Source organism: Pseudomonas sp. Os17 (assembly GCF_001547895.1).
GTDB lineage: Bacteria > Pseudomonadota > Gammaproteobacteria > Pseudomonadales > Pseudomonadaceae > Aquipseudomonas.
This window is the reverse complement of sequence record NZ_AP014627.1, coordinates 2,165,962-2,190,844: the sequence shown is the minus strand read 5'-3', so window position 1 is coordinate 2,190,844 and position 24,883 is coordinate 2,165,962. Positions and strand designations below refer to the sequence as shown.

The 24,883-nt window shown below is 62.1% G+C and carries 22 protein-coding genes; 11 read left to right on the top strand and 11 right to left on the bottom strand.

Features of this window, described 5'->3' with window-relative positions:
• Positions 1–386 precede the first annotated feature (386 nt).
• Positions 387–1,397, top strand: a complete 1,011-nt coding sequence (gene dusA, locus POS17_RS09890) for a tRNA dihydrouridine(20/20a) synthase DusA (RefSeq protein ID WP_060838375.1) — start codon at positions 387–389, stop codon at positions 1,395–1,397.
• A gap of 177 nt (positions 1,398–1,574) precedes the next feature.
• Positions 1,575–2,501: a transaldolase gene (gene tal / locus POS17_RS09885; RefSeq protein WP_060838374.1), complete on the top strand. Its 927-nt coding sequence runs from the start codon at positions 1,575–1,577 to the stop codon at positions 2,499–2,501.
• Between the two features lie 74 nt (positions 2,502–2,575).
• On the opposite strand, the gene rssC is transcribed toward tal, so the two are convergent.
• Both rssC and rssB read right to left on the bottom strand, forming a co-directional pair.
• Complete coding sequence (gene rssC, locus POS17_RS09880; RefSeq protein ID WP_016968051.1) at positions 2,576–3,058, bottom strand: anti-sigma factor antagonist RssC; 483 nt, start codon at positions 3,056–3,058, stop codon at positions 2,576–2,578.
• Entirely contained in the window at positions 3,058–4,239 is a 1,182-nt protein-coding gene (gene rssB / locus POS17_RS09875; RefSeq protein WP_060841906.1) for a two-component system response regulator RssB, read from the bottom strand. Before rssB ends, rssC begins: the two co-directional genes overlap by 1 nt.
• A gap of 276 nt (positions 4,240–4,515) precedes the next feature.
• Between rssB and POS17_RS09870 the strand changes: the two genes are divergently transcribed.
• The gene (locus POS17_RS09870; RefSeq protein ID WP_060838373.1) at positions 4,516–4,815 is read left to right on the top strand and encodes a PilZ domain-containing protein; all 300 of its coding nucleotides are present in this window, start codon (positions 4,516–4,518) and stop codon (positions 4,813–4,815) included.
• Positions 4,816–4,881: 66 nt separating this feature from the next.
• Here the strand turns inward: POS17_RS09870 and POS17_RS09865 are convergent, their stop codons facing one another.
• Complete coding sequence (locus tag POS17_RS09865; protein WP_060838372.1) at positions 4,882–5,568, bottom strand: MlaA family lipoprotein; 687 nt, start codon at positions 5,566–5,568, stop codon at positions 4,882–4,884.
• A 204-nt stretch (positions 5,569–5,772) separates the two neighbouring features.
• On the opposite strand from POS17_RS09865, the gene POS17_RS09860 reads away from it, so the two are divergent.
• Together POS17_RS09860 and POS17_RS09855 are read left to right on the top strand one after the other, a co-directional pair.
• Positions 5,773–6,393 (top strand): phosphatase, encoded by a 621-nt coding sequence (locus tag POS17_RS09860; RefSeq protein WP_060838371.1) that lies wholly within the window; start codon positions 5,773–5,775, stop codon positions 6,391–6,393.
• 122 nt (positions 6,394–6,515) lie between these two features.
• A complete protein-coding gene (locus POS17_RS09855; protein ID WP_016968042.1) occupies positions 6,516–6,779 on the top strand; it encodes a DUF4404 family protein in 264 nt (87 codons plus the stop codon).
• A gap of 62 nt (positions 6,780–6,841) precedes the next feature.
• On the opposite strand, the gene queF is transcribed toward POS17_RS09855, so the two are convergent.
• Positions 6,842–7,672, bottom strand: coding sequence for an NADPH-dependent 7-cyano-7-deazaguanine reductase QueF (gene queF / locus POS17_RS09850; protein ID WP_060838370.1), 831 nt, complete (start codon positions 7,670–7,672; stop codon positions 6,842–6,844).
• 68 nt (positions 7,673–7,740) lie between these two features.
• The gene (gene copI / locus POS17_RS09845) at positions 7,741–8,292 is read right to left on the bottom strand and encodes a copper-resistant cuproprotein CopI (RefSeq protein ID WP_060838369.1); all 552 of its coding nucleotides are present in this window, start codon (positions 8,290–8,292) and stop codon (positions 7,741–7,743) included.
• Positions 8,293–8,446: 154 nt separating this feature from the next.
• Between copI and POS17_RS09840 the strand changes: the two genes are divergently transcribed.
• Positions 8,447–9,127, top strand: a complete 681-nt coding sequence (locus POS17_RS09840) for a heavy metal response regulator transcription factor (protein WP_060838368.1) — start codon at positions 8,447–8,449, stop codon at positions 9,125–9,127.
• Positions 9,127–10,488, top strand: coding sequence for a heavy metal sensor histidine kinase (locus POS17_RS09835; RefSeq protein WP_060838367.1), 1,362 nt, complete (start codon positions 9,127–9,129; stop codon positions 10,486–10,488). Before POS17_RS09840 ends, POS17_RS09835 begins: the two co-directional genes overlap by 1 nt.
• A 70-nt stretch (positions 10,489–10,558) precedes the next feature.
• On the opposite strand, the gene POS17_RS09830 is transcribed toward POS17_RS09835, so the two are convergent.
• From POS17_RS09830 to POS17_RS09820, 3 genes are all read right to left on the bottom strand, one after another.
• The gene (locus tag POS17_RS09830) at positions 10,559–11,803 is read right to left on the bottom strand and encodes a lipoprotein-releasing ABC transporter permease subunit (protein ID WP_060838366.1); all 1,245 of its coding nucleotides are present in this window, start codon (positions 11,801–11,803) and stop codon (positions 10,559–10,561) included.
• A gap of 71 nt (positions 11,804–11,874) precedes the next feature.
• Complete coding sequence (gene lolD, locus POS17_RS09825) at positions 11,875–12,558, bottom strand: lipoprotein-releasing ABC transporter ATP-binding protein LolD (protein ID WP_015634822.1); 684 nt, start codon at positions 12,556–12,558, stop codon at positions 11,875–11,877.
• A gap of 7 nt (positions 12,559–12,565) precedes the next feature.
• Positions 12,566–13,816, bottom strand: a complete 1,251-nt coding sequence (locus tag POS17_RS09820; RefSeq protein WP_060838365.1) for a lipoprotein-releasing ABC transporter permease subunit — start codon at positions 13,814–13,816, stop codon at positions 12,566–12,568.
• A gap of 94 nt (positions 13,817–13,910) precedes the next feature.
• On the opposite strand from POS17_RS09820, the gene POS17_RS09815 reads away from it, so the two are divergent.
• The gene (locus POS17_RS09815) at positions 13,911–14,498 is read left to right on the top strand and encodes a PilZ domain-containing protein (RefSeq protein ID WP_060838364.1); all 588 of its coding nucleotides are present in this window, start codon (positions 13,911–13,913) and stop codon (positions 14,496–14,498) included.
• A gap of 51 nt (positions 14,499–14,549) precedes the next feature.
• A complete protein-coding gene (locus tag POS17_RS09810; protein WP_016967735.1) occupies positions 14,550–15,272 on the top strand; it encodes a glycerophosphodiester phosphodiesterase in 723 nt (240 codons plus the stop codon).
• 42 nt (positions 15,273–15,314) lie between these two features.
• On the opposite strand, the gene sthA is transcribed toward POS17_RS09810, so the two are convergent.
• Both sthA and POS17_RS09800 read right to left on the bottom strand, forming a co-directional pair.
• The gene (gene sthA, locus POS17_RS09805) at positions 15,315–16,709 is read right to left on the bottom strand and encodes a Si-specific NAD(P)(+) transhydrogenase (protein WP_016967736.1); all 1,395 of its coding nucleotides are present in this window, start codon (positions 16,707–16,709) and stop codon (positions 15,315–15,317) included.
• A 200-nt stretch (positions 16,710–16,909) separates the two neighbouring features.
• Positions 16,910–17,830 carry an FAD:protein FMN transferase gene (locus POS17_RS09800; RefSeq protein WP_173655935.1) on the bottom strand — a complete coding sequence of 307 codons (921 nt, stop codon included), beginning with the start codon at positions 17,828–17,830 and terminating at the stop codon, positions 16,910–16,912.
• A gap of 385 nt (positions 17,831–18,215) precedes the next feature.
• Here POS17_RS09800 and POS17_RS09795 point away from each other — a divergent pair, with 385 nt between their 5' ends.
• Complete coding sequence (locus POS17_RS09795) at positions 18,216–19,508, top strand: MFS transporter (RefSeq protein WP_060838362.1); 1,293 nt, start codon at positions 18,216–18,218, stop codon at positions 19,506–19,508.
• Positions 19,509–19,608: 100 nt separating this feature from the next.
• Here POS17_RS09795 and POS17_RS09790 read toward each other — a convergent pair whose 3' ends face one another.
• Complete coding sequence (locus tag POS17_RS09790; protein ID WP_016967095.1) at positions 19,609–21,072, bottom strand: glyceraldehyde-3-phosphate dehydrogenase; 1,464 nt, start codon at positions 21,070–21,072, stop codon at positions 19,609–19,611.
• Between the two features lie 354 nt (positions 21,073–21,426).
• Between POS17_RS09790 and mfd the strand changes: the two genes are divergently transcribed.
• Entirely contained in the window at positions 21,427–24,876 is a 3,450-nt protein-coding gene (gene mfd / locus POS17_RS09785; RefSeq protein ID WP_016967096.1) for a transcription-repair coupling factor, read from the top strand.
• Positions 24,877–24,883: the final 7 nt, after the last annotated feature.

The following is a 24,883-nucleotide window of genomic DNA, read 5'->3' as shown; positions in this document are numbered from 1 at the left end:
ATCGCGACGAAGCCCTCCATGTCGTTACAGGCCCGCGTGAAGAAAAGGCAGAGACTCAAGGCATACGCAAATGCCTGCAGTCCTGCCATGGACTGGTGACATGGCGCTCCGGAATGAGATGGCAAGCAACCTCAATCGCACGCCCCCGACACAAACAACCTCAACGGCCGGTTTTCGGGCGAAGGTTTGAGTCTCTTGGTAAACTCGCGCCCATAGCAAACCACACTTGACTGTACCGAATAGCCGACGCGGCCATCGGTGCGTTGGCGCCCCTGATCATGACAATCGCCTGGTGATACAAGCGCAAAGCCATTGCCGCTTGAACCAACGCCCTTCAGAAAGCGCCCACTTATCCCCTAGAACACGCCTTAAACACGTAGAGCAAAATGGTCCAGAATTCAGCTACAGCCCCAGTAAACTCAAGCCCTACGCTGTCCCGGCGGTTTAGCGTTGCCCCCATGATGGATTGGACGGACCGCCACTGCCGCTACTTCTTGCGCCTGTTGTCCAAGCACACCCTGCTCTATACCGAAATGGTCACCACCGGTGCGCTGCTCAATGGTGATCATGAGCGTTTTCTGCGCTACCACCAGAGCGAGCATCCGTTGGCGCTGCAATTGGGGGGCAGTACTCCGGGGGATCTGGCGGCCTGTGCACGAATGGCCCAGGAACATGGCTATGACGAGGTCAACCTGAATGTCGGCTGCCCTAGCGATCGGGTGCAGAACAATATGATCGGCGCCTGCCTGATGGGGCACCCGGCACTGGTGGCCGATTGCGTAAAGGCCATGCGCGATGCGGTGTCGATTCCAGTGACGGTCAAACATCGGATCGGCATCAACGGCCGTGACAGTTATGCCGAGCTGTGTGATTTCGTCGGCCAGGTCCATGAGGCTGGTTGCAACAGTTTTACCGTGCATGCGCGCATTGCGATCCTTGAGGGGCTGTCGCCCAAGGAAAACCGGGATATTCCGCCGCTGCGCTACGATGTGGCTGCGCAATTGAAGGCGGACTTCCCGCAGTTGGAGGTGATACTCAACGGCGGCATCAAGACCCTGGAGGCCTGCCATGAGCATCTACAGACCTTTGACGGGGTGATGTTGGGACGTGAGGCGTATCACAATCCCTACCTGCTGGCCCAGGTGGACCAACAGCTGTTCGGCAGCGGCGCGCCGGTGATTTCCCGTGCCGAGGCGCTGGCGCAATTGCGGCCCTATATCGCCGAACATCTGGCAAGCGGCGGCGCCATGCATCACATCACTCGCCATGTACTGGGACTGGGGACCGGCTTCCCCGGAGCACGCAAGTTCCGCCAGTTGTTGTCGGTGGATATCCACAAGACCCAGGACCCATTGGGCCTGCTGGATCAGGCCGGGCAACTGCTTGAGGGACGTTAACCGTCAACCGGATTGAACCTGATGCGGCTTTTGATATCTGAATAACCTGAAATCTGTCCCGCATTCAGACAGCTGTTTTCAGGTCGCCGCCCCCGGCGGCACCACAAGCCTTTCGCGCCCTTGAGCGCCTGCCAGCGCTCGGGTAATGTCACCAGACCCATAGGACAGAGCACGCTCATGACTTCCAAGCTGGAACAACTGAAGAAAATCACCACCGTGGTGGCCGATACCGGCGACTTCGAGGCCATTGCCCGGGTCAAACCGGTGGACGCCACTACCAACCCCTCGCTGCTGCTCAAGGCCGCGGCCATTCCTGGCTATGCCGATCTGCTGAACGCCTGCGTCAGCGATTGCAAAGGCGATGTCGGCCTGGCCAGCGATCGTTTTGGCGTAGCGGTAGGCCAAGAGATCCTCAAGGTCATTCCCGGCCGCATTTCCACCGAAGTGGATGCCCGCCTGTCGTTCGACACCGAGGCCATGCTCAAGCGTGCCCATCGCCTGATCGAACTCTATGAGAAAGCTGGTGTGGGTCGCGACCGGGTACTGATCAAGATCGCCTCCACCTGGGAAGGCATCCGCGCCGCCGAGCAACTGGAGCGCGAAGGCATCCAGACCAACCTGACCTTGCTGTTCTCCTTCGCCCAGGCCGTTGCCTGCGCCGAAGCAGGCGTGTTCCTGATCTCGCCATTCGTGGGACGGATCTACGACTGGTACAAGAAAGCCACCGGCAACGATTACCTCGGCGCCGACGATCCTGGCGTGCAGTCGGTTACCCGCATCTACAACTACTACAAGGCCAATGACTACAAGACCGTGGTCATGGGCGCCAGCTTCCGCAACCTGAACCAGATCGAGCAACTGGCTGGCTGCGATCGCCTGACCATCAGCCCGGACCTGATCGAGAAGCTGGCCGCCGACACTGGCAAGCTGGAGCGCAAGTTGAGTCCGAGCAAGACCGGTGAGGCCCGTCAGAGCCTGAACGAAGCGCAGTTCCGCTGGGCTTCCAACGAAGACGCCATGGCCACCGAAAAACTGGCCGAGGGCATTCGCCAGTTCGCCCGCGACCAGGAGAAGCTCGAAGCCCTGCTGGCAGCCAAGTTCTGATAGCTTCGCAGCAATGCAAAAAGGGCGAACCCTCACAGGTTCGCCCTTTTTTCATGCGCGAGCGCCTCAGTCGATCAATGACGCTCCAAAGCGTTCACCAGATCATGGAACGCTTCGCGATTGGAGTCATTGAGGCCCATGAGGATCTTGTGCGCCTCCAGGACCTTGATCCGCACCACTTCCTCGGATTGGTCCTGGGACGGCAAGTCGGTCAGGCATTCCGGGCAAGGTATCGGACGATCGACGATGTTGAACACCTGATCAAAGCCCATGGACTGCAACAGCCGGGTAATGTCTTCGTGGGTGGTGACGACAGTGGGCAACAGACCGACTTTTTGCCGTGACAGGATCGACAGCTTGGCCAGCAGGCCCAGGGTGGTGCTGTCGATGCTACGGGTTTCGGTGAGATCGATGACGATCGCCGAAAAATTCAGCGCAGTGAAAATCCGCTCAATAGTCGCATCCAGCGCCGAACACAGGGTCAGGCGCACTTCACCGATGAACTTCAGGACGAAGGTGCCATCCTGCTCGGCGAACTGGATTCTACCGGTACTCATTAAAGGTTCCTGCTCAACACTAACAGGGCGATATCATCCGGCATCTCCCCTAGCGTGGCCAATCCAAAAACTTGCCGCAGACCATCCAGGCTGCCGCCCGCCGCTCTCACCCGTTCGGGCAAGGCCGCTTCTTTTTCTTTGAGTGTAGGCTCGGACAAAAGGTCCAGAATCCCATCGGACATCAGCGTCAGGCTGAACACCGGCGGCAACTCCAGAACATGGTCCTCATAGGTCGCCTCGTTGAACAGGCCCACCGGCAAACCACGCCCTTCCAGATAACGCACACTGTCCGGGGTGTACAACACCGGCAACGGCAAATGCCCGCCAATGCTATAGGTCAACAAACCGGTCTCCTCGTCGATGACTCCACCGACCATCGTGACGTGTTTGCCCAGCTTACAGCTGATCAGGCCACGGTTGATATGGCCCAGCACTTCCGAAGGCTTGAATTCCGGCAAGGTGCCGTTGCGCTTGGATTCGAACAACAGCCGCGTGGTCATGAACTTCAACAGCACGGTGACAAAGGCTGATGAGGCGCCATGACCGGAAACATCCGCCAGATAGAAGGCGACGCGACGCTCATCGACACGGAAGTAGTCGACGAAATCCCCCGACAGGTACAGCGACGGGATGATCTGGTGCGCAAAATTGAATTCGTCGATCGACCAGGGGCTGGTGGGCAGCATGTTCATCTGCACTTGGCGACCGGCATTCTGGTCTTCCTGAAGCAAATTGAGGCTTGCTTCAAGTTCGCGATTAGCGGCTTCGAGCTTTTCCCGATAACGCTGGTTTTCCAGGAGCAGGCGCGCTCGATCAAGGGCCCGGCGCACAGAGTGCTCGAGCACGGCCAGATCTTCCAGCGGCTTGATCAGGTAGTCAGCCGCCCCCAGACGAAGTGCTTCGACTGCATCGTTCATCACGCCCGCGCCCGAAACCACAATCACCGGGGTTTGCGGAGACTGCTCGGTTACTTGACGGATCAGTTCGAGACCGCCCATCTGCGGCATGCGCAGATCGCAGATCACCAGATCGGGATGGTCGTGCTGGAATACCTGAAGACCCTGCTGGCCGTTGGCAGCCTGCAGTACGCTGAAGCCACTGTCTTCCAAATAGGCCGCGAGACTTGCGCGTACTACTTCGTCGTCATCGATTATCAGCAGCGTGGCACTGGTTTTTTGCATGTGGGCAAACGGCGCCAGAATTAGGTTGGCGTAGCTGGCTTGGCCTGGGGCCTGGCGCACGCTACTGGATTCGCTTTCTAGCCACTCTGGAAATGCAGCCAGGACCTTCAGCCCTGCACGCCCGCCTACCAGAGGTGCCCTTCTAAGGCGCAGACGGTACTCCCATCCGCGGGGCGTTTCAAGCTCATGCCGATGGTCGCCTGACGTCTTTACATCGCAAATCACCGGGAGTTATAAAAACCGCCAAAACCGCAACTCAATCGCAGGATGGAACCCATGAATCAAAACCAGCGTGACTACAGTGAAAAGCGCGATTACATCCGGATGCGGGTGGATGCCGAGGTCACGCTAATCCACCAGGGACAGGTGATTGAAGCGGTCTGTATCGACCTTTCCAGCAGCGGCATGCAGGTTCAGGCGCCCCGCTCATTCCAGGTCGGTGATCGCTTGAGCGTGCGTATCGACTCCGAACATGCAGCCTTGAGAGGACTGGAAGCAGAGACCGAAGTGGTCTGGGTCAATGGGCTGGAGGGAGGCGGTCAGAAACTTGGGCTTACAATCCTTAAAATGAAGTAAAAATCTAACCCATGAAAAAGGCGGCCCAATGGCCGCCTTTTTAGTTGCTACCGGACAGCTGCTTGATCAGAAATCGTCTTCGACCTTACCGTCCTTGACCTTGAATTCACGATTCTGCAGGTAGGCATTACGAATGAACGTGTACTTGTCGCCACGTATCAGCTTGTCCGCGGACAGCAGACTGGCACGGGTATCGATGATGTCCACGCCAATAGTGGTGTTACGCGCAGGAATATCATTCATGTAGCGATAGGGTTCGGTGTAGCTGTCCACATACTTGGCTGGCGCGTCACGCAAGGTGCTTGGGCCCAGGAACGGCAGCATCACGTAAGGGCCGCTGCCCAAGCCCCAGTAACCGAGGGTCTGGCCGAAATCTTCATCGTTGCGCTGCAGGCCCATCTTGGTGCCAACGTCAAAAAAACCCGCGACTCCCAGGGTGGTGTTCATCAACAGGCGCGCCGTATCCACACCGGCTGCACGCGGCTTGGCCTGAAGGATGTCGTTGGCCAGGTTGCCGACGTCACCGAGGTTGCGGAACATGTTGTGGATGCCGTCTTCAAGAAACTGCGGCGTGACTGCCTGGTAGCCCTGGGCCAATGGCTTCAGGGCATAAGTGTCGAGGGTATCGTTGAAGGTGAAGATGGGACGGTTGATGCTCTCCCACGGATCCTCTTCAGCCGCCTGGGCGACCAGGGGAGCCAGCGTCACACCGGCACTCATACATAGCGGAACTAGATAACGGCTCCAGCGCATAGCAGGAAACTCCTTGGGTTGTTCTCTCTTGGGGCTATGCCCTGAGGTTAGGCTCGGGAGTATAAATCGGATACGCCGGTTTAGGCAGCATCACTGCAATCAGGCTGAACGCGCCGGACCGCCAGTACCGCTCACGTTCACCCGACTGTCACCTGCATGTCATCTTGTCCCGCTAGCCTCGCCGGGTATTTCAAGGACGTTGATATGCCCCAAGCCGACGCCTCACCCCAGATTGCCACGCCCTTGACCGCCGTACTATTCGGCCTCAGCGGCTGCCTGGTGGATTTTGGTGCTCATACGCGCCTGCACAGCTCCAACAGGCCGGGCCCGGAACAGGCCCAAGCCACACCGGGCGCCCTGGCAACCCTGCAGCACCTGCAACAGCAAGGCATTCCCTGCGCATGGCTGGAGCAGCTACCGCCTGCCAGTACCCGCGAGCTAGCCGCAGCCCTGCCGGATTGGATCAAGCCCTCCCCTGCCGTCCCCGCTCACTGGCCTGCACCCGATGCCTGCTGGCAGGCGCTGATGTCGCTCAAGGTGTCGCGCCTTGATGGCTGCGTGCTGGTCAGCGGCGAACCACTGCTGCTGCAGTCGGGGCTCAACGCCGGCCTCTGGACCATAGGCCTGGCCTCCTGTGGCTCGCTGTGCGGCATGACGCCCAGCGAATGGCGGGCACTGAGCCAACAGGAGCGCGAGTTCAAACGGGGCAAGGCCACGGTGCAGCTGTTCGGCCTGGGCGTGCACTCGGTGATTGACCACCTGGGGGAATTGCAGACCTGCCTGGCGGACATCGAACACCGTCGACTCAAGGGTGAAAAGCCCTGACATAAGCCTGTTGATCAGGATCATGCACAGCGCCTGGTAGTGGATTACTCTAAGCCGTGGGCATGGATCTTTGCTTCAATCGCGCGGTCCATCCCTGTGCCTATCAATGAAGGGAGAACGCCATGCCTGCCCGCGAACTGCAAGAACAACTCGATACCCTGCGCGAGCAATTGGAGCAGAACCCACCGCTTTCGGAAGCCGAGCGCGCCAACCTGCATGACCTGATGCAGCAGATCGAGCTGCAACTCAAGCTGGAGACCAGCACCCATGACGCCAGCCTCGCTGACGGCGTCAATCTGGCGGTGGAGCGTTTCGAGCTGGAACACCCGGCCATCGCCGGAACCCTGCGCAACATCGTCCAGACCCTGGGCAACATCGGCATCTGAGCAGCGCCCAATAACACCCTCCCCTTGAAACCAAAGCCCCGCACGGTGTGCGGGGCTTCTGTTTACTGGCGAACCAGTCGCTGATTGGCGAAATCCGCCGTTTCAGTGCTGCGGTACGGGTTGATATCCAGCCCGCCACGACGCACGTATCGCGCGTAGACAGTGAGCTTTTCCGGCTTGAGCAGACGTTGCAGGTCCAGGAAAATCCGCTCCACGCACTGCTCATGGAAATCCGAGTGCTGACGGAAGCTCACCAGATAGGCCAGCAGGCTGGCGTGATCCAGGGCCGCTCCCCGGTACTCCACCACCACGCTGCCCCAATCCGGCTGGCTGGTCACCGGGCAGTTGGACTTGAGCAGATGGCTGTGCACGCTTTCCTCAACCACTCGCGAGGCATCACACCGCAGCAGCTCCGGACGCGGATGCTCATAGCTGTCGACGCTGATGTCCAGGTCGTCGATGCACACCCCTGGCAGAGCCACCACACCTTCCGCCTCGACCTCACCCAGGCTGCGGATACGCACAGCCACCGGCTTGCCTGCCGCGGCGGAAAGGTCCTCGCGCAAGGTCGCTTCAAGCGCCGCCCGATCGACGAACGGCGTCTGGTTCAGCGAATTGAGGTAGAGCTTGAAGGACTTGGACTCGATGATATTCGGCGAATCCGCAGGAATACTGAACTCACCGATGGCCACCACCGGCTTACCCGACGGCAGCAGCCAGGACAACTCGAAGCAATTCCAGAAATCCACACCTTTATAAGGCAGGGTATCGGCGCTCAAGCCCAGCTCGGCCCATTTCGCCGCCCGAGGAATCGGGAACAGCAGGGACGGAGTGTATGTGGAGACGTATTCACTGGACTTGCCCAGCGGCGAATGTTCGGCTGCGGGATGCATGGCGGAAACCTGACTGAAGAATCAGCGGATTCTACCAGCCTTTGCTCCCGCCTTTGAGCCCCCGACCCTCAGGGAGTGACCGTCAGCTTGCCGACCATCCCGGCTTGATAGTGCCCGGGAATGTTGCAGGCGAACTCCAGGCTGCCGCTCTTGGTAAAGGTCCAGGTCAACTCGGCCTGCTTGCCCGGCTCCACCAGCACGCTGTTGGGATCATCATGCTGCATTCCATGCTCCATGCCGGCCATCGAGCCGTGCCCCATGGCAGAGTGATCCATCGCCTGCATCGCGGTGGGCGTGAGCATCCCGCTTTGCTGCATCTTGAGCATTTCCTGCTGGTGCTCGGCATGCATTGCCGCATCACCCAGGTTGAACTCGTGCAGCAACTGGCCCTTGTTGATCAACACAAAACGCACGGTTTCGCCCGCCTTGACCGCCAGAGCCTTGGGACTGAACGACATATCGCCCATCACCACCTCGACGGTGCGGGTGGCCGTGGCTGCCGCTGCCGGCCGCCCAAAATCATAGGACCCCGCCGGCGAGGCCCAGAGCGGCGCACTCAACAACATCAGGCAGCCGCCGAGAATCGAGCGGCTTCGCAACAGCAGATTTTGCGCTTTCATTATCAGACTCCAAAAACCGGTTTGAGCATATGGCACACTCTGGCGAGCCACCGCTGCCAGTCAGCTGACAGCCAGATTACAACTTTGTCAGCTTGACCTGCCCGGCCTCCCTGCACGGTATAAAGCCCGGGTTCCATAAGCCATGAGTCGCGCCATGAAACTGCTGATCGTCGAAGACCAACCGAAAACCGGCCACTACCTGCGCCAGGGCCTGAGCGAAGCCGGCTTCAATGTCGAACTGGTGGCCGATGGCGACACCGGCCAGCACCTGGCGCTGACCGGGGACTACGCCCTGCTGATTCTCGACGTGATGCTCCCAGGGCGCGACGGCTGGCAGATCCTTCAGGCGGTACGCGGTGCCGGCCTGGAAATCCCGGTGCTGTTCCTGACCGCCCGAGATGCCGTGGAAGACCGGGTGCATGGCCTGGAGCTGGGGGCCGACGACTACCTGGTCAAGCCCTTCGCCTTCTCCGAACTGCTGGCCCGGGTCCGCAGCCTGCTGCGGCGCGGCAGCAGCGGCGCCCAGGAAACCGCCCTGCAACTGGCGGACCTGCGCCTGGACCTGATCCGCCGTCGGGTGGAACGCGGTGGCCAACGCATCGACCTGACCGCCAAGGAGTTCGCCCTGCTGGAGATGCTCCTGCGGCGCCAGGGCGAAGTGCTGCCCAAATCGCTGATCGCCTCCCAAGTCTGGGACATGAATTTCGACAGCGACACCAACGTCATCGAAGTGGCAATCCGCCGTCTGCGCCTGAAGGTCGATGACGACTACCCGAACAAGCTGATCCACACGGTGCGCGGCATGGGCTATGTGCTCGAAGAGCGCCAGGCCTGATGCGCCGCCTGTCGCTGAGCGGACGCCTGGCGCTGCTGTTCGCCGCCTGCACCGCGGCGGTGTCGCTGGTGGCCGGCGTACTGTTCAGCCGGGCCAGCGAGGCCCACTTCATCGAACTGGACCAGCAATTGCTGGACAGCAAACTGATCGCCCTGCGCAGTGTGCTGCAGGATGTCCAGCAGGCCGCGGACTTCCCCCGGCTGCAGGGCCGACTGCACCACGAACTGAGCCGGCAGCCGGACCTGGCGTTGCGGATCCACGGCGCCGACGGCCAACTCTGGTTCGACAGCGCCCCCGGCCTGCCCGCCGCCCCGGCAGACACCAAGGGCCTGCACAGCCTGAGCCGGGGCGACGCCGCCTACCGAGTCTACGAAGTAGCGCTGAGGCCCGAGCGCAGCGACTCGCCGCAACTGACCTTGCTGCTGGACATCACCCACCATCAGCACTTCCTGCAGCGCATGCAGTACCTGATCTGGCTCACCGTTGGCCTGTCGGCCCTGGCCACTGCCCTGCTGGGCGCCTGGGCGGCCCGCAGCGGCCTGCGGCCATTGCGGCGCATGAGCGCGGTGGCCGCCGGCGTATCGGCCAACTCCCTGACCCAACGCTTGCCCCAGGAACAGATGCCCGCCGAACTGGCTGAACTGGCCAGCAGTTTCAACGCCATGCTCGCGCGCCTCGAAGAGTCGTTCCAGCGCCTCTCGGCGTTTTCCGCCGACATTGCTCATGAACTGCGCACGCCGCTGTCAAACCTGCTGACCCACACCCAGGTCACCCTGACCCGACCCAGGCCGCTTGAGGATTACCGCGAAGCCCTGCACAGCAACCTCGAAGAACTGCAGTGGATGGCGCAATTGGTCAACGACATGCTCTATCTGGCCAAGGCCGACCACGGCCTGCTGAACCCCAGGCGCGAAGCGCTGGAGCTGGCTCAGGAGATCGACATGCTGCTGGAGTTCTATGCGCCGCTGGCCGAAGACGTCCAGGTCGAACTGACCCGCGAAGGCCATGCCGGCTTTGCCGGCGACCGCAGCATGCTGCGCCGCGCGCTGTCCAATCTGCTGGACAACGCCCTGCGTTTCACCCCGGCCGGAGGCTCGATCAAGGTGCGGATCGACGACAGCGCCCAGTACGTCAGCCTGAGTGTCGAGAACAGCGGCGAAGGCATTGCCCAAGAGGCCCTGCCACGCCTGTTCGACCGTTTCTACCGGGCGGACCCGGCGCGGCGCGAAGGCAGCAGCGAACATGCGGGATTGGGACTGGCGATCACGCAATCGATCATTCGCGCCCATGGCGGGCAGATTCGTTGCGAATCGGCGCTCGGTTGGACGCGCTTTGTGATCGAGTTGCCGAAAAGAGATTGAGGGCCTGTTCGCCGGCAAGCCGGCTCCTACACTCATCAGGCAGGAGCCGGCTTGCCGGCGACAGCGAATATCAGGAGTAGCGCAAGGCGTGGGCCGGCTCGACCTTGGATGCGCGCCAGGCTGGATACACGGTGGCCAGGAAGCTCAGGACAAAGCCGGCGCCGCAGATCAAGGCGACATCGCCGCCCTGCAACTCGGAAGGCAGGTTGCTGACGAAATACACGTCGGAGCTGAAGATCTGCTGACCGCTGATCCGCTCCAGCCAACCCACCAGTTCGCTGACGTTCAACGCCGCAATCACCCCCAGCACCCCGCCGATCAGGGTGCCGACAATCCCGATCACCGTGCCCTGGACCATGAAGATCGCCATCACCTGCCGCGGTGTGGCGCCGATGGTACGCAGGATCGCGATATCCGCGCCCTTGTCGTTCACCACCATGATCAGGGTGGCGATGATGTTGAACGCCGCCACTGCAACGATCATCAGCAACAGCAGGCCGATCATGGTCTTTTCCATCTTCATCGCGCTGAACAGGCTGCCCTGGGTGTGGGTCCAGTCATCGGCGCGGAAATCCGCGCCCAGGCCCTTGGCGATGTCCGCCGAAACCTGCGGCGCGGCATACAGGTCCTTGACCGCCAGGCGCACGCTCTGCACCTGGTTCGGCTGCCAGTGCTGCATCTCGGCGGCATCGGCCACGTGGATCAGGCCCATGGAACCATCCAGCTCGGCACCGACCTTGAACACACCGACAACGTTGAGACGCTGCATGCGCGGGGTAATGCCTCCTGGCGCGCTACTCACCTCAGGCACGATCAGGGTCAGTTTGTCGCCGACATTCAAGCGAAAACGCCGGGCGGTGATCTCGCCAATGACCACACCGAACTCACCGGGCTTCAGGTCCTGCAGGCTGCCCTGGACAATGTGCTGGGTGACGATGGAGACCTTGCCTTCCTGAGCCGGGTCGATGCCGCTGATCTGGATCGGTTGCATCGCGCCCTTGTAGGAGAGCATGCCTTCCATCTCGGTGAAGGGCACTGCCGCGGTAACTTCCGGGTTCTTCAGGGCCGCTGCGGCCACCGGCTGCCAGTCGTCGATGGGCTTGACCCCGACGATGGTGGCGTGCGGCACCATGCCGAGAATCCGCGAACTCATCTCCCGCTGGAAGCCGTTCATCACCGACAGCACCACGATCATCGCCAGCACGCCCAGGGCGAGGCCGATCATCGAGGTCATGGAAATGAACGAGACAAAACGATTGCGCCGCTTGGCGCGGGTGTAGCGCGTGCCGATAAAGATCGATAAGGGTCTGAACATGGGCAAGGCACCCTGGAAAAATTAATGACCCGGCGTCGGCGGGCCAGCCGCCAACGCCGCGTGCGGCCGCATCAGATGGCGACCAGGTGACCTTCTTGCAGGTGCAGGACGCGGTCCATCTGCCGGGCCAGGTTCATGTCGTGGGTCACCACCAGGAAGGCGGTACGCATCGACGTGCTGAGTTCCAGCATCAAGTCCTGAATCCCCTGGGCGGTGTGCGAGTCGAGGTTGCCGGTGGGCTCGTCGAGCATCACCAGCCCCGGCTTGTTCACCAGGGCCCGGGCAATGGCCACCCGCTGGCGCTCGCCGCCGGACAGTTCGGCCGGTTTGTGTTCCAGGCGATGGCCAAGGCCGACCCGCTCCAGCAGCGCGGTCGCACGCTGACGAGCTTCGGGAATCGGTGTCCGGCCGATCAGCAGCGGCATGCAGACGTTCTCCAGCGCGGTGAACTCCGGCAACAGGTGGTGGAACTGGTAGACGAAGCCCAGGGCGCGATTGCGCAACTGACCGCGAGCCTTCTCGCCCAGGGCCGAGAGCTCCTCGCCAGCCAGCCAGACGCTGCCCTTGGACGGCGTATCCAGGCCGCCCAGCAAGTTGAGCAAGGTACTCTTGCCGGAGCCGGACGTACCGACGATGGCCACTCGCTCCCCCGGATGCAGTTCCAGTTGCAGGCCGGACAGGACCACCACCGATTCCGGGCCTTCCTCGTAGGACTTGCCCAGGTCACGGCAGCTCAGGATTGCTTTTTCACTCATGCCCAACTCACTCATAACGTAGCGCCTCTGCAGGCTGGGTGCGCGCCGCACGCCAGGCTGGATACAGGGTGGCGAGGAAACTCAGGACCAATGCCGCGCCGCAGACCATCAACACGTCCTCGGCCATCAGTTGCGACGGCAGGTAGTCGATGAAGTACACGTCGGCATTCAGGAATTTATGGCCAATCAGGCCTTCGAGGGCGGAGATCGCGGCACTGACATTCAACGCTGCGAGCATCCCCAGCACCGCGCCGATCAGGGTGCCGACCACGCCGATCACCGTGCCCTGGACCATGAAGATCGCCATGATGGTGCCCGGAGTGGCACCCAGGGTACGGAGGATGGCGATGTCGCCCTTCTTGTCGTTCACCACCATCACCAGGGTCGAGATGATGTTGAACGCGGCCACCGCGACGATCAGCAGCAACAACAGGCCGATCATGGCTTTTTCCATGCGGATGGCCTGGTACAGGTTGCCGTGGGTACGGGTCCAGTCGCGGGCGTAGAAATGGTTCTCCCCCAGCTGCTGGGCAATTTCCCAAGCGGTGCGCGGGGCCTGGAACAGGTCGTCGAACTTCAGCCGCAGGCCCTGGACCTGATCCGGCTTCCAGCGGTGCAGGCGGCCCAGGTCTTCCAGGTTGGTCAGGCCCAGGTAGCCGTCGATCTCGCCCGCGCCGACGTGGAAGATGCCCACCACGGTGAAGCGCTTCATGCGCGGGAACATGCCGGCCGGGGTCACCGTAACTTCCGGCGCGACGAAGGTCAGCTTGTCGCCGAGGCCGACGCCCAGCTTGGCGGCCGCCTTGTCGCCGATGACGATGCCGAAACTGCCGGGCGCCAGCGCATCCAGCTGCCCCTGCTGCATGAAGTGGTCGATGATCGACACCTGCCGTTCCTGCGCGGGGTCGATGGCATTGAGCAGCACTTTCTGCACCTGGCCGTTGTTGGTCAGCAGCCCCTGCATCTGAGTGAATGGCGCCACTGCCAGCACTTTCGGGTTCTGCCTGACCTTGTCGGCCAGGCTTTGCCAGTCGCTGATGGGCTCGCCGGACTCGATGGTGGCGTGGGGCACCATGCCCAGCACGCGGGTGCGCATTTCATGATCGAAGCCGTTCATCACCGACAGCACCACGATCATCACGATCACGCCAAGGGCGAGTCCGATCATCGAGGTCAGGGAAATGAATGACACAAAATGATTGCGACGCTTTGCACGGGTATAACGCGTGCCGATAAAAGCAAACAGAGGTCTGAACATGTCGGGGCTTGTGCAGAGGAAAAGAAGACGTCCTTGTGGCGGGGCCTGGTAAGCAGCTTTACACTCAGACCACTGCCTCTACCATGGGTTCGCCATGTCGACATTAGATGAAGAAGATCGCCGCGAATACTACCGTATCGAGGACGCGATCGCACTGGAAATTAGCCCCTTGTCCGCCCACGACGCGGCGAGCAAGGAAGTGTTGCAGGATGAGTCCCCGCTGTTCAATCTGCTCAGCGAACTGCACCTGAGCGAATTCGAATCCCAGCACCTGCTGCGCCAGGTCAGCGAGCGGGATCGCACCCTGGCCAGCTACCTCAAGGCCATGAACAAACGCATCGACCTGCTCAGCCAAGTGGTGGCGCAGACCGTATTCGGCAAGTTCGGCGAACCACAGCGGGTGATCCTTTCCGAGGGTGGCATCGAGTTCAACCACCACCTGAGCTACGCCAAGGGCAGCCACCTGGCCGTGAAACTGCTGCTGATGCCCCAGGCCCTGGGCCTGCTGCTGCGGGCCAAGGTCATCCACTGCGAGCCCCAGAGTTTCGGTACCTTCGAGATCGGCACCGAATTCGAAGCATTGACCGACGCCCAACGCCAGCTGCTGGCACGCTATATCCTGCAAAAACAGGCCCAGCAACGCCGCCAGGCCCGGGAGCAGAGCGACCCCGCCGCCGGTTGAGCAACACGCCCGCCCCACCTCTTGTGAAACAACATCCGTGAAGGAGCAATTGTGACCCTGATCTATGGCCATCGCGGCGCTAAAGGCGAAGCACCGGAAAACACCCTGACCAGCTTTCAGGAATGTCTCAAGCACGGCGTGCGCCGTTGCGAGCTCGACCTGCACCTGTCCATGGACGGCGAGTTGATGGTGATTCACGACCCGACCCTCAAGCGCACCACCGACCGGCGCGGCAAGGTGGTGGAGCATTCCGCCGCCGAGCTGGTGACCTACGACGCGCGCAAGGGCGGCCCGGGCTGGGTCAGCCCCTGCCCCATTCCACGCCTTGAAGAGCTGTTCGAGAAATGCGACTTCGAGCACTGGCAGCTGGAAGTCAAGAGCGCCTCACGCACCCGCGCCGCTACGACGGTGCTGGCGATTCGGGAAATGGCCCAACGCTTCGGCCTGCTGGACAAGGTCACCGTGACCTCAAGCTCGCGGGAAGTGCTGAAAGCGGCGGTCGAACTGACCCCGGACCTGTCTCGCGGACTGGTCGCCGAGTACGCCTGGCTCGACCCGTTGAAGGTCGCCCAGAGCTACGGCTGCGAGATTCTTGCGCTGAACTGGACCCTGTGCACCCCGGAGCGACTGCAAAGGGCGCAGCGTCAGGGCCTGCATGTGTCGGTGTGGACGGTCAACGAGCCCGCGCTGATGCGCAGGCTCGCCGACTTCGGCGTAGATAGCCTGATTACAGACTTTCCCGGTTTGGCCAGCGCCACTCTCGAGAATTACTGAAATCGGTCTCCCCGGCCGGCTCAGGCCACCGGCCGGAGCCGCTCAAAAAAGCCGGTTGAGGCCGTCGTATGCCGCTACCCGATAGGCTTCGGCCATGGTCGGGTAGTTGAAGGTGGTGTTGACGAAGTACTTCAGGGTGTTGTGCTCACCCGGCTGACTCATGATCGCCTGGCCGATGTGGACGATCTCCGAAGCCTGGTAGCCGAAGCAGTGCACGCCGAGGACTTCCAGGGTTTCCCGGTGGAACAGAATCTTCAGCATGCCTTGCGGCTCGCCGGCGATCTGCGCGCGGGCCATGCCCTTGAAGAACGCCTTGCCCACTTCATAGGGCACCTTGGCCTGGGTCAGTTCCTGCTCGTTCTTGCCGATCGAGCTGATCTCCGGAATGGTGTAGATCCCGGTCGGCACGTCGTTGACGAAGCGCCAGCTGCCATTGTCGACAATGCTGCCGGCGGCGGAGCGACCCTGGTCATGGGCGGCACTGGCCAGGCTTGGCCAGCCGATCACGTCACCGGCACCGTAGATGTTCGGTACGCAGGTACGGTAGTTCTCGTCGACCTCGATCTGGCCGCGGCTGTTGACCTTGACCCCGATGTTCTCCATGCCCAGCTTGTCGGTGTTGCCGGTCCGGCCGTTGCACCAGAGCAAGGCGTCGGCCTTGATCTTCTTGCCGGATTTCAAGTGCAGGATCACCCCGTTGTCGACGCCTTCAACCCGGTCGTATTCCTCGTTGTGACGCACGGTGATGTTGTTGTTGCTGAAGTGGTAGCTCAGGGCCTGGGAAATCTCCGAGTCCAGGAAGCTCAGCAACTGGCCACGGTTGTCCACCAGCTCCACCAGCACCCCCAGACCACTGAAGATCGAGGCGTATTCGCAGCCGATGACCCCAGCGCCGTAGACGATGAGTTTGCGCGGGGTATGGCCGAGGCTGAGGATGGTGTCGCTATCGTAGATACGCGGGTGGCTGAAATCGATGTCCGCCGGGCGATAGGGGCGCGAGCCGGTGGCGATGATGATGTGCTTGGCGACCAGCTTTTCCACCACGCCGTTGGCGCAGACCACTTCCACGGTCTGCTCGTCGGCGAAGCTGCCAGTGCCGAAGAACACGTCGACCCGGTTGCGAGCGTAGTAGCCGGTGCGCGAAGCCACTTGCTTGGAGATGACCTTCTCGGCGCTCTTGAGCACGTCCGGGAAGGAGAACCAGCGCGGCTCGCCGATGGCCCGGAACATCGGGTTGGTGTTGAACTGCATGATCTGCCGGACCGAGTGACGCAGGGCCTTGGACGGAATGGTACCCAGGTGGGTGCAGTTGCCGCCGACCTGGCGACGGCTATCGACCATCGCCACTTTGCGTCCTGCTTTCGCGGCGTTCATCGCCGCACCTTCTCCAGCGGGGCCCGAGCCCAGCACCACTACGTCGTAGTTGTAGACAGCCATGCGTACTCCTCAGAACAGGCCGAGATGCCCTTCTGGCATCTCCGGCTAAATCATGCCGCGGCCAGCGGCATGAAGGATCAATTTGGCTCGGTTACGAACCCGGGCACAGTCTATAGAAGCGTCAACGCCGCGCACATTAACCCTTGGTCGCGTCGTAGGCTACTTTTGCCTGCACTACAGCGTTCGTGAAGCGTGCCGGTTTATTGTTTTGCCCCCGCCGACAACGCATCGAAGGCCGGGTTGCTGCGTGTGACGAAGCCTGTATCGGCACGCATCACAAAAAATGCGGCGATCCGATGTTTTTCCGCGTACTCCCAACCGGCCTCGGGACCGAGAATCAGCAACAGCGTCGACAGACCATCGGCCATGAGCGCCGAAGGATGAATCACCGTCACCGACGCCAGCCTGTGGTTTATGGGCCTGCCAATTCGCGCGTCGAAGGTGTGGGAGTAGCGCCGCCCATCCTGCTCGAAGTAGTTACGGTAGTCGCCGGAGGTGGATACACCATAACCATCCAGCGCCAACACCCGCTGGGCCACTTGCCGGTCATCCCGGGGCTCTTCCAGGGCGACGCGCCAAGGTGAGCCGTCCGGCTTGCGCCCCACCGCCTTGAGTTCGCCGGTGGCCTCAGCCAGGAAACTGTCGACCCCCAATTGCACCAGCCGGGCAGCAATACGATCCACGGCATAGCCGGCGGCGATGCTGTTGAAATCCACCTCCACTGCCGCGTCCTTGCACAACTGCCAAGCGTCGATATGCAGGTGGCCATGCCCGACCCGCTGCCGCACTTGCGCCAGCGCCGGGGCGCTCGGCACCTTCTCCTCGCGTCCCTGGGGACCAAAGCCCCAGAGATTGAGCAGCGGCTCCACGGTCAGATCAAAGGCGCCATCACTGTCACGAGACAACTGCTCCCCCACACGCACCAACCGCAGTACCGGCTCGGGCATCGGCTGACAGCTGTTGGCCGGCAAATCGTTGAAGCGCTCGATATCCGAGTCAGCGCGATAGGTGGACATCTGCCGATCGACCTCGGCGAGAATGCCCTCGACTTCGCTCTTGACCCGAGACGCCGTCGGGCCATTGGCGTGCCGCACATACTGCACCGAATAGGTACTGCCCATGGTCGGCCCGGAAACACTCTCCACGCGCTCGCCCCCACAACCGGCCAACAGCGCTGTCGCCGCCCACAACCCGGCGCCCCGCCAGAAATGGCTTGCCCACACAATCCACTCTCCCAATCAAGTGCCCCGCAGGGCCACGTCACGATGCAAAACGCCATTATGTGACAGACGACGGCCGCCCACCCACCCGGAGCCCCGTCTTGCTCACGGCCAGAACCCCGTTCCAGAGCCTTCGCGGCCCAACCAAGAGATTTAGTTGCCTGACAGCCTTCATACACATATCGTTACAAAACTGTTCAGCGTGCAGCCTCGTGCCCCGACTTTGCAGTAAGGGACGCATAACGACCAGGGATTGCTAACAAGACAGCCAAAGTGAGTGAAAAAAATGTCCACGACCACGGGCAAAGGCAAGGCGATCTTTCGCGTTGTCAGCGGCAACTTCCTCGAGATGTTCGACTTCATGGTCTACGGCTTCTACGCCACGGCAATCGCCAAGACCTTCTTCCCTGCCGACAGTGCCTTCGCCTCGCTGATGCTGTCCCTGGCCACCTTCGGCGCCGGCTTCCTGATGCGCCCCCTGGGGGCGATCTTCCTCGGCGCCTACATTGACCGCCACGGTCGTCGCCAGGGCCTGATCATCACCCTGGCGCTGATGGCCGCAGGCACCGTGCTGATCGCCTGCGTGCCGGGCTACGCCACCCTCGGCGTGGCCGCGCCCCTGCTGGTGTTACTGGGCCGGCTGCTGCAAGGCTTCTCCGCGGGCGTCGAACTGGGTGGGGTATCGGTGTACCTGGCCGAAATCTCCACTCCGGGCCGCAAGGGCTTCTTCGTCAGCTGGCAGTCGGCCAGCCAACAGGCGGCGGTGGTGTTCGCCGGCTTGCTGGGTGTGGGCCTGAACCACTGGCTGAGCCCCGAGCAGATGGGTGACTGGGGCTGGCGCGTGCCGTTCCTGGTGGGCTGCATGATTGTTCCGGCGATCTTCATCATCCGCCGCTCCCTGGAGGAAACCCCGGAGTTCCAGGCCCGCAAGCATCGCCCTTCGCTGCAGGAGATCGTCCGCTCCATCGGTCAGAACTTCGGGATCGTCATCGCCGGCATGGCCCTGGTGGTCATGACCACCGTGTCCTTCTACCTGATCACCGCCTACACCCCGACCTTCGGCAAAGCCGAGCTGCACCTGTCGGATTTCGACGCCCTGCTGGTGACCGTGTGCATCGGCCTGTCGAACTTCTTCTGGCTGCCGGTGATGGGCGCGCTGTCGGACAAGGTCGGGCGCAAGCCGCTGCTGCTGGGCGCGACCATCCTGGCAATCTTCACCGCTTACCCGGCGCTGTCCTGGCTGGTGGCCAACCCCAGCTTCAGTCACCTGCTGATCGTCGAGCTGTGGCTGTCCTTCCTCTATGGCTCGTATAACGGCGCCATGGTGGTGGCCCTGACCGAGATCATGCCGGTGGAAGTGCGCACCACGGGCTTCTCCCTGGCCTACAGCCTGGCGACCGCAACCTTCGGCGGCTTCACCCCGGCGGCCTGTACCTACCTGATCCACGTCCTGGGCAACCAGGCAGCTCCGGGCATCTGGCTCAGCGGCGCGGCGGTGCTGGGACTGATCGCCACCCTGGTGCTATTCCGTGGCAACCGCCACGAACTGCGTACCGCGCAGGCGGCTGGCGGCGCCTGAGACAAAGCGTCGCCGGCAAGCCGGTGCCGCCCCGGCTGACCGGCGAAAGCCACAAACAAAAACGCCCGACGAGTCGGGGCGTTTTTGTTTCAGCTATCGCTTAGCGTGGGAACGCTGGCGGGTTGACCCCGGCCATGTCTTCCATCACGCGCACGACCTGGCAGCTGTAACCGAACTCGTTGTCGTACCAGACATACAGAACAACGCGGTTGTCCTGAACGATGGTGGCTTCAGCGTCGACCACACCGGCGTGGCGCGAACCGACGAAGTCGGTGGAGACCACTTCCTGCGAATTGACGAAGTCGATCTGCTTGTGCAGGTCGGAGTGCAGCGCCATGTAGCGCAGGTACTCGTTCATCTCTTCACGGGTGGCGGCTTTCTCAAGGTTCAGGTTGAGAATGGCCATCGACACGTTTGGCGTTGGAACGCGGATCGCGTTGCCGGTCAGCTTGCCGGCCAGCTCAGGCAGGGCCTTGGCAGCAGCAGTGGCAGCACCGGTTTCGGTGATGACCATGTTCAGCGCGGCGCTACGGCCACGGCGATCGCCCTTGTGGAAGTTGTCGATCAGGTTCTGGTCGTTGGTGTACGAGTGAACGGTTTCGACGTGACCGTTGATGATGCCGAACTTGTCATTCACAGCCTTGAGCACCGGCACGATGGCGTTGGTGGTGCAGGAAGCGGCGGACACGATCTTGTCTTCAGCGGTGATTTCGTTGTGGTTGATACCGTGAACGATGTTCTTCAGCTTGCCTTTGCCAGGCGCAGTCAGAACCACGCGGTCGATACCCGGGCAGGCCAGGTGCTGGCCCAGGCCGTCGGCGTCACGCCATACACCAGTGTTGTCCACCAGCAGCGCGTTCTTGATCCCGTACTGGGTGTAGTCCACCTCGGTCGGGTTCTTCGCGTAGATCACCTGGATCAGGTTGCCGTTGGCAGTGATGGTGTTGTTTTCTTCGTCGATGGTGATGGTGCCGTTGAACGAACCGTGTACCGAGTCGCGACGCAGCAGGCTGGCGCGCTTGGTCAGGTCGTTTTCGGCGCCTTTGCGCACCACGATGGCCCGCAGGCGCAGGCCGTCGCCGCCACCGGTTTTCTCGATCAGGATGCGCGCCAGCAGGCGGCCGATACGACCGAAGCCGTACAGGACAACGTCAGTGCCTTTGCGGGCCGAAGCGTTTTGCTGGCCAACCACGTCAGCCATTTCTTCACGCACGAACTGCTCGGCGCTGCGGCCATTGCCTTCGTTGCGGAATTTGAACGCCAACTTGCCCAGGTCTACCGAAGCCGCGCCGAGCTTGAGCTCGCTCATGGCCTTGAGCAGTGGGAATGTTTCGTGGACGGAGAGTTCGCTGTCGTCGGAGGAGCGATGGCGAGCAAAGCGATGAGCCTTGAGAATCGCGATGACAGACTGGTTGATCAGGCTGCGGCCATAGATCGAGCTCACCACATTGTTATTGCGGTAGAGCTGACCGATAAGCGGAATCATCGCTTCTGCGAGTGCTTCACGGTCGATCCATTCACCAAGACACTGGTCGGGCTTCTGAGTCACGGGAACCTTCCACATGTAGGGGCAGAAAAAAGGGGCTACATTATGCCGCCCTGTTCTTGTCGTAGCAATGCGCGCCTGTCGTGCGGAACGTAACAAAAAGCCCTTGCAAAAAAACACCACTGTGCTGGAGGCCAGTAAAACCGCGGCTTCCAGCAGCGTCAATTTTTTGGACAGCTCTACAGGCTGTCTGTAACCCTCCGTAACACCAGCCGGATTCGGCACTACATTTGCGCCCAAAAAGCACATTTTGTTGTCATAGCCACTACATTTGCCCGGACCGGCGTAATAGACGCATCAGCCACTGACAGTGGCCACCCGGGGCCGTTACAATTACCGACTTTCGTCGCAACGCTTGGAGCTTGACCGTCCGTGCCCGTCCTGCGTCTACCGCTACTCCCCGCCGCCGCCGGTAAACAGCATTGGGGCAACCTGCCCGGTGCCGCCCTGAGCCTGGCCATCGCCGAAGCCGCCAGCGCTGCCAAGCGCTTTACCCTCCTGCTGACCGCCGACAGCCAAAGCGCTGACCGGCTGGAACAGGAGCTGAGCTTCTTCGCCCCGGACTTGCCGGTGCTGCATTTCCCCGATTGGGAAACCCTGCCCTACGACCTGTTCTCGCCGCACCAGGACATCATTTCCCAGCGCATCGCCAGCCTCTACCGGCTGCCGGAGCTGGAGCACGGCGTGCTGGTGGTGCCGATCACCACCGCCCTGCATCGCCTGGCGCCAACCCAGTTCCTGCTGGGCAGCAGCCTGGTGCTGGATGTCGGCCAGAAGCTCGATGTGGAACAGATGCGCACGCGTCTGGAGGCCAGCGGCTACCGCTACGTCGACACGGTCTACGAGCACGGCGAATTCACCGTGCGCGGCGCGCTGATCGACCTGTTCCCCATGGGCAGCAAGCTGCCGTACCGCATCGATCTGTTCGACGACGAAATCGAAACCCTGCGCACCTTCGACCCGGAGAACCAGCGCTCCATCGACAAGGTCGACTCGGTGCGCCTGCTGCCGGCCAAGGAATTCCCCCTGCAGAAAGAAGCGGTAACCCGTTTCAAGGCACGCTTTCGCGAACGCTTCGACGTGGACTTCCGCCGCTGCCCGATCTTCCAGGACCTGAGCAGCGGGATTACCCCGGCCGGTATCGAGTACTACCTGCCGCTGTTCTTCGAAGAGACCTCGACCCTGTTCGACTACCTGCCCCAGGACACCCAGGTGTTCTCCCTGCCGGGCATCGAACAGGCCGCGGAAAACTTCTGGAACGATGTACGCAACCGTTACGAAGAACGCCGCGTCGACCCTTCGCGCCCGCTCCTGCCGCCGGCCGAACTGTTCCTGCCGGTAGAAGACTGCTTCGCCCGCCTGAAGAACTGGCCACGGGTGGTGGCCAGCCAGCAGGACATCGAAACCGGCGTCGGTCGCGAGCGCTTTCCGGCCCACGAACTGCCCAACCTGGCCATCGAAGCCAAGGCCAACCAGCCGCTGGCGGCGCTCTCGGGCTTCCTCGACGAGTTCCCCGGCCGGGTGCTGTTCACCGCCGAATCCGCCGGCCGCCGGGAAGTGCTGCTGGAGTTGCTGGAACGCCTCAAGCTGCGCCCCAAGACCGTCGACAGCTGGCCGGACTTCGTCGCCAGCAAGGAACGCCTGGCGATCACCATCGCGCCCCTGGACGAAGGCCTGGTGCTGGACGATCCAGCCCTGGCCCTGGTGGCCGAGAGCCCACTGTTCGGCCAGCGGGTGATGCAGCGCCGGCGTCGGGAAAAACGCGCCGACGCCAATAACGATGCAGTGATCAAGAACCTCACCGAGCTGCGTGAAGGCGCGCCGGTGGTGCACATCGACCACGGTGTCGGCCGCTACCTGGGCCTGGCGACCCTGGAGATCGACAACCAGGCCGCCGAGTTCCTGACCCTGGAGTACGCCGAGGGCGCCAAGCTCTACGTGCCCGTGGCCAACCTGCACCTGATCGCCCGCTACACCGGCAGCGACGACGCCCTGGCGCCGTTGCACCGCCTGGGCTCGGAAGCCTGGCAGAAAGCCAAGCGCAAGGCCGCCGAGCAAGTCCGCGATGTGGCCGCCGAGCTGCTGGACATCTATGCCCGCCGCGCCGCCCGCGAAGGCTACGCGTTCGCCGATCCGAAGGCCGACTACGCCACCTTCAGCGCCGGCTTCCCCTTCGAGGAAACCCCGGACCAGCAGAGCACCATCGAAGCGGTGCGCGAGGACATGCTCTCGGGCAAGCCGATGGACCGCCTGGTGTGCGGCGACGTCGGCTTCGGCAAGACCGAAGTGGCCATGCGCGCCGCGTTCATTGCGGTCCACGGCGGCAAGCAGGTGGCGATCCTGGTGCCCACCACCCTGCTCGCCCAACAGCACTACAACAGCTTCCGCGACCGCTTCGCCGACTGGCCGGTGACCGTGGAAGTGATGAGCCGCTTCAAGTCGGCCAAGGAAGTGAACGCCGCGGTGGCGGACCTGGCCGAAGGCAAGATCGACATCGTCATCGGCACCCACAAGCTGTTGCAGGACGATGTGAAGATCAAGAACCTGGGGCTGGTGATCATCGACGAAGAACACCGTTTCGGCGTGCGCCAGAAAGAACAGCTCAAGGCCCTGCGCAGCGAAGTCGACATCCTCACCCTGACCGCCACGCCGATCCCGCGGACCCTGAACATGGCAGTCTCGGGCATGCGCGACCTGTCGATCATCGCCACCCCGCCGGCCCGCCGCCTGTCGGTGCGGACCTTCGTCATGGAGCAGAACAAGAGCACGGTCAAAGAGGCCCTGCTGCGCGAACTGCTGCGTGGCGGCCAGGTGTACTACCTGCACAACGACGTGAAGACCATCGAGAAATGCGCCGCCGAGCTGGCCGAACTGGTGCCCGAAGCCCGGATCGGCATCGGCCACGGGCAGATGCGCGAACGCGAACTCGAACAGGTGATGAGCGACTTCTACCACAAGCGCTTCAACGTGCTGATCGCCTCGACCATCATCGAGACCGGGATCGACGTGCCCAGCGCCAACACCATCATCATCGAGCGCGCCGACAAGTTCGGCCTGGCCCAACTGCACCAGTTGCGCGGCCGGGTCGGACGCAGCCACCACCAGGCCTACGCGTACCTCTTGACGCCACCGCGCCAGCAGATCACCCCGGACGCGGAAAAGCGCCTGGAAGCCATCGCCAATACCCAGGACCTGGGGGCCGGCTTTGTCCTGGCCACCAACGACTTGGAGATCCGCGGCGCCGGCGAACTGCTGGGCGACGGCCAGAGCGGGCAGATCCAGGCGGTGGGCTTCACCCTTTATATGGAGATGCTCGAGCGCGCGGTAAAAGCCATCCGCAAGGGCGAACAGCCGAACCTCGACCAGCCCCTGGGCGGCGGGCCGGAAATCAACCTGCGCCTGCCGGCGCTGATTCCCGAGGACTACCTGCCGGATGTGCACGCGCGCCTGATTCTCTACAAGCGCATCGCCTCCGCCACCGACGAAGACGGCCTGAAGGACCTGCAGGTGGAAATGATCGACCGCTTCGGCCTGCTGCCCGAGCCGACCAAGAACCTGATCCGCCTGACCCTGCTGAAGCTCCAGGCCGAGACCCTGGGGATCAAGAAGGTCGATGGCGGCCCGCAAGGCGGGCGTATCGAATTCGCCGCGGACACTCCGGTAGACCCCTTGGCGCTGATCAAGCTGATCCAGAGCCAACCCAAACGCTACAAATTCGAAGGCGCAACCCTGTTCAAGTTCATGGTGCCGATGGAGCGCCCGGAAGAGCGCTTTAATACATTGGAGGCACTGTTTGAACGCCTCACCCCGAAAACTGCTTGAAGGACGC

What these genes read in the sequence shown, in the direction of transcription:
- dusA (WP_060838375.1), top strand. Translation starts at nt 387, where the DNA reads ATGGTCCAGAATTCAGCTACAGCCCCAGTAAACTCAAGCCCTACGCTG.
- tal (WP_060838374.1), top strand. Translation starts at nt 1,575, where the DNA reads ATGACTTCCAAGCTGGAACAACTGAAGAAAATCACCACCGTGGTGGCC.
- rssC (WP_016968051.1), bottom strand. Translation starts at nt 3,058, where the DNA reads ATGAGTACCGGTAGAATCCAGTTCGCCGAGCAGGATGGCACCTTCGTC.
- rssB (WP_060841906.1), bottom strand. Translation starts at nt 4,239, where the DNA reads ATGCAAAAAACCAGTGCCACGCTGCTGATAATCGATGACGACGAAGTA.
- POS17_RS09870 (WP_060838373.1), top strand. Translation starts at nt 4,516, where the DNA reads ATGAATCAAAACCAGCGTGACTACAGTGAAAAGCGCGATTACATCCGG.
- POS17_RS09865 (WP_060838372.1), bottom strand. Translation starts at nt 5,568, where the DNA reads ATGCGCTGGAGCCGTTATCTAGTTCCGCTATGTATGAGTGCCGGTGTG.
- POS17_RS09860 (WP_060838371.1), top strand. Translation starts at nt 5,773, where the DNA reads ATGCCCCAAGCCGACGCCTCACCCCAGATTGCCACGCCCTTGACCGCC.
- POS17_RS09855 (WP_016968042.1), top strand. Translation starts at nt 6,516, where the DNA reads ATGCCTGCCCGCGAACTGCAAGAACAACTCGATACCCTGCGCGAGCAA.
- queF (WP_060838370.1), bottom strand. Translation starts at nt 7,672, where the DNA reads ATGCATCCCGCAGCCGAACATTCGCCGCTGGGCAAGTCCAGTGAATAC.
- copI (WP_060838369.1), bottom strand. Translation starts at nt 8,292, where the DNA reads ATGAAAGCGCAAAATCTGCTGTTGCGAAGCCGCTCGATTCTCGGCGGC.
- POS17_RS09840 (WP_060838368.1), top strand. Translation starts at nt 8,447, where the DNA reads ATGAAACTGCTGATCGTCGAAGACCAACCGAAAACCGGCCACTACCTG.
- POS17_RS09835 (WP_060838367.1), top strand. Translation starts at nt 9,127, where the DNA reads ATGCGCCGCCTGTCGCTGAGCGGACGCCTGGCGCTGCTGTTCGCCGCC.
- POS17_RS09830 (WP_060838366.1), bottom strand. Translation starts at nt 11,803, where the DNA reads ATGTTCAGACCCTTATCGATCTTTATCGGCACGCGCTACACCCGCGCC.
- lolD (WP_015634822.1), bottom strand. Translation starts at nt 12,558, where the DNA reads ATGAGTGAAAAAGCAATCCTGAGCTGCCGTGACCTGGGCAAGTCCTAC.
- POS17_RS09820 (WP_060838365.1), bottom strand. Translation starts at nt 13,816, where the DNA reads ATGTTCAGACCTCTGTTTGCTTTTATCGGCACGCGTTATACCCGTGCA.
- POS17_RS09815 (WP_060838364.1), top strand. Translation starts at nt 13,911, where the DNA reads ATGTCGACATTAGATGAAGAAGATCGCCGCGAATACTACCGTATCGAG.
- sthA (WP_016967736.1), bottom strand. Translation starts at nt 16,709, where the DNA reads ATGGCTGTCTACAACTACGACGTAGTGGTGCTGGGCTCGGGCCCCGCT.
- POS17_RS09800 (WP_173655935.1), bottom strand. Translation starts at nt 17,830, where the DNA reads ATGGGCAGTACCTATTCGGTGCAGTATGTGCGGCACGCCAATGGCCCG.
- POS17_RS09795 (WP_060838362.1), top strand. Translation starts at nt 18,216, where the DNA reads ATGTCCACGACCACGGGCAAAGGCAAGGCGATCTTTCGCGTTGTCAGC.
- POS17_RS09790 (WP_016967095.1), bottom strand. Translation starts at nt 21,072, where the DNA reads ATGTGGAAGGTTCCCGTGACTCAGAAGCCCGACCAGTGTCTTGGTGAA.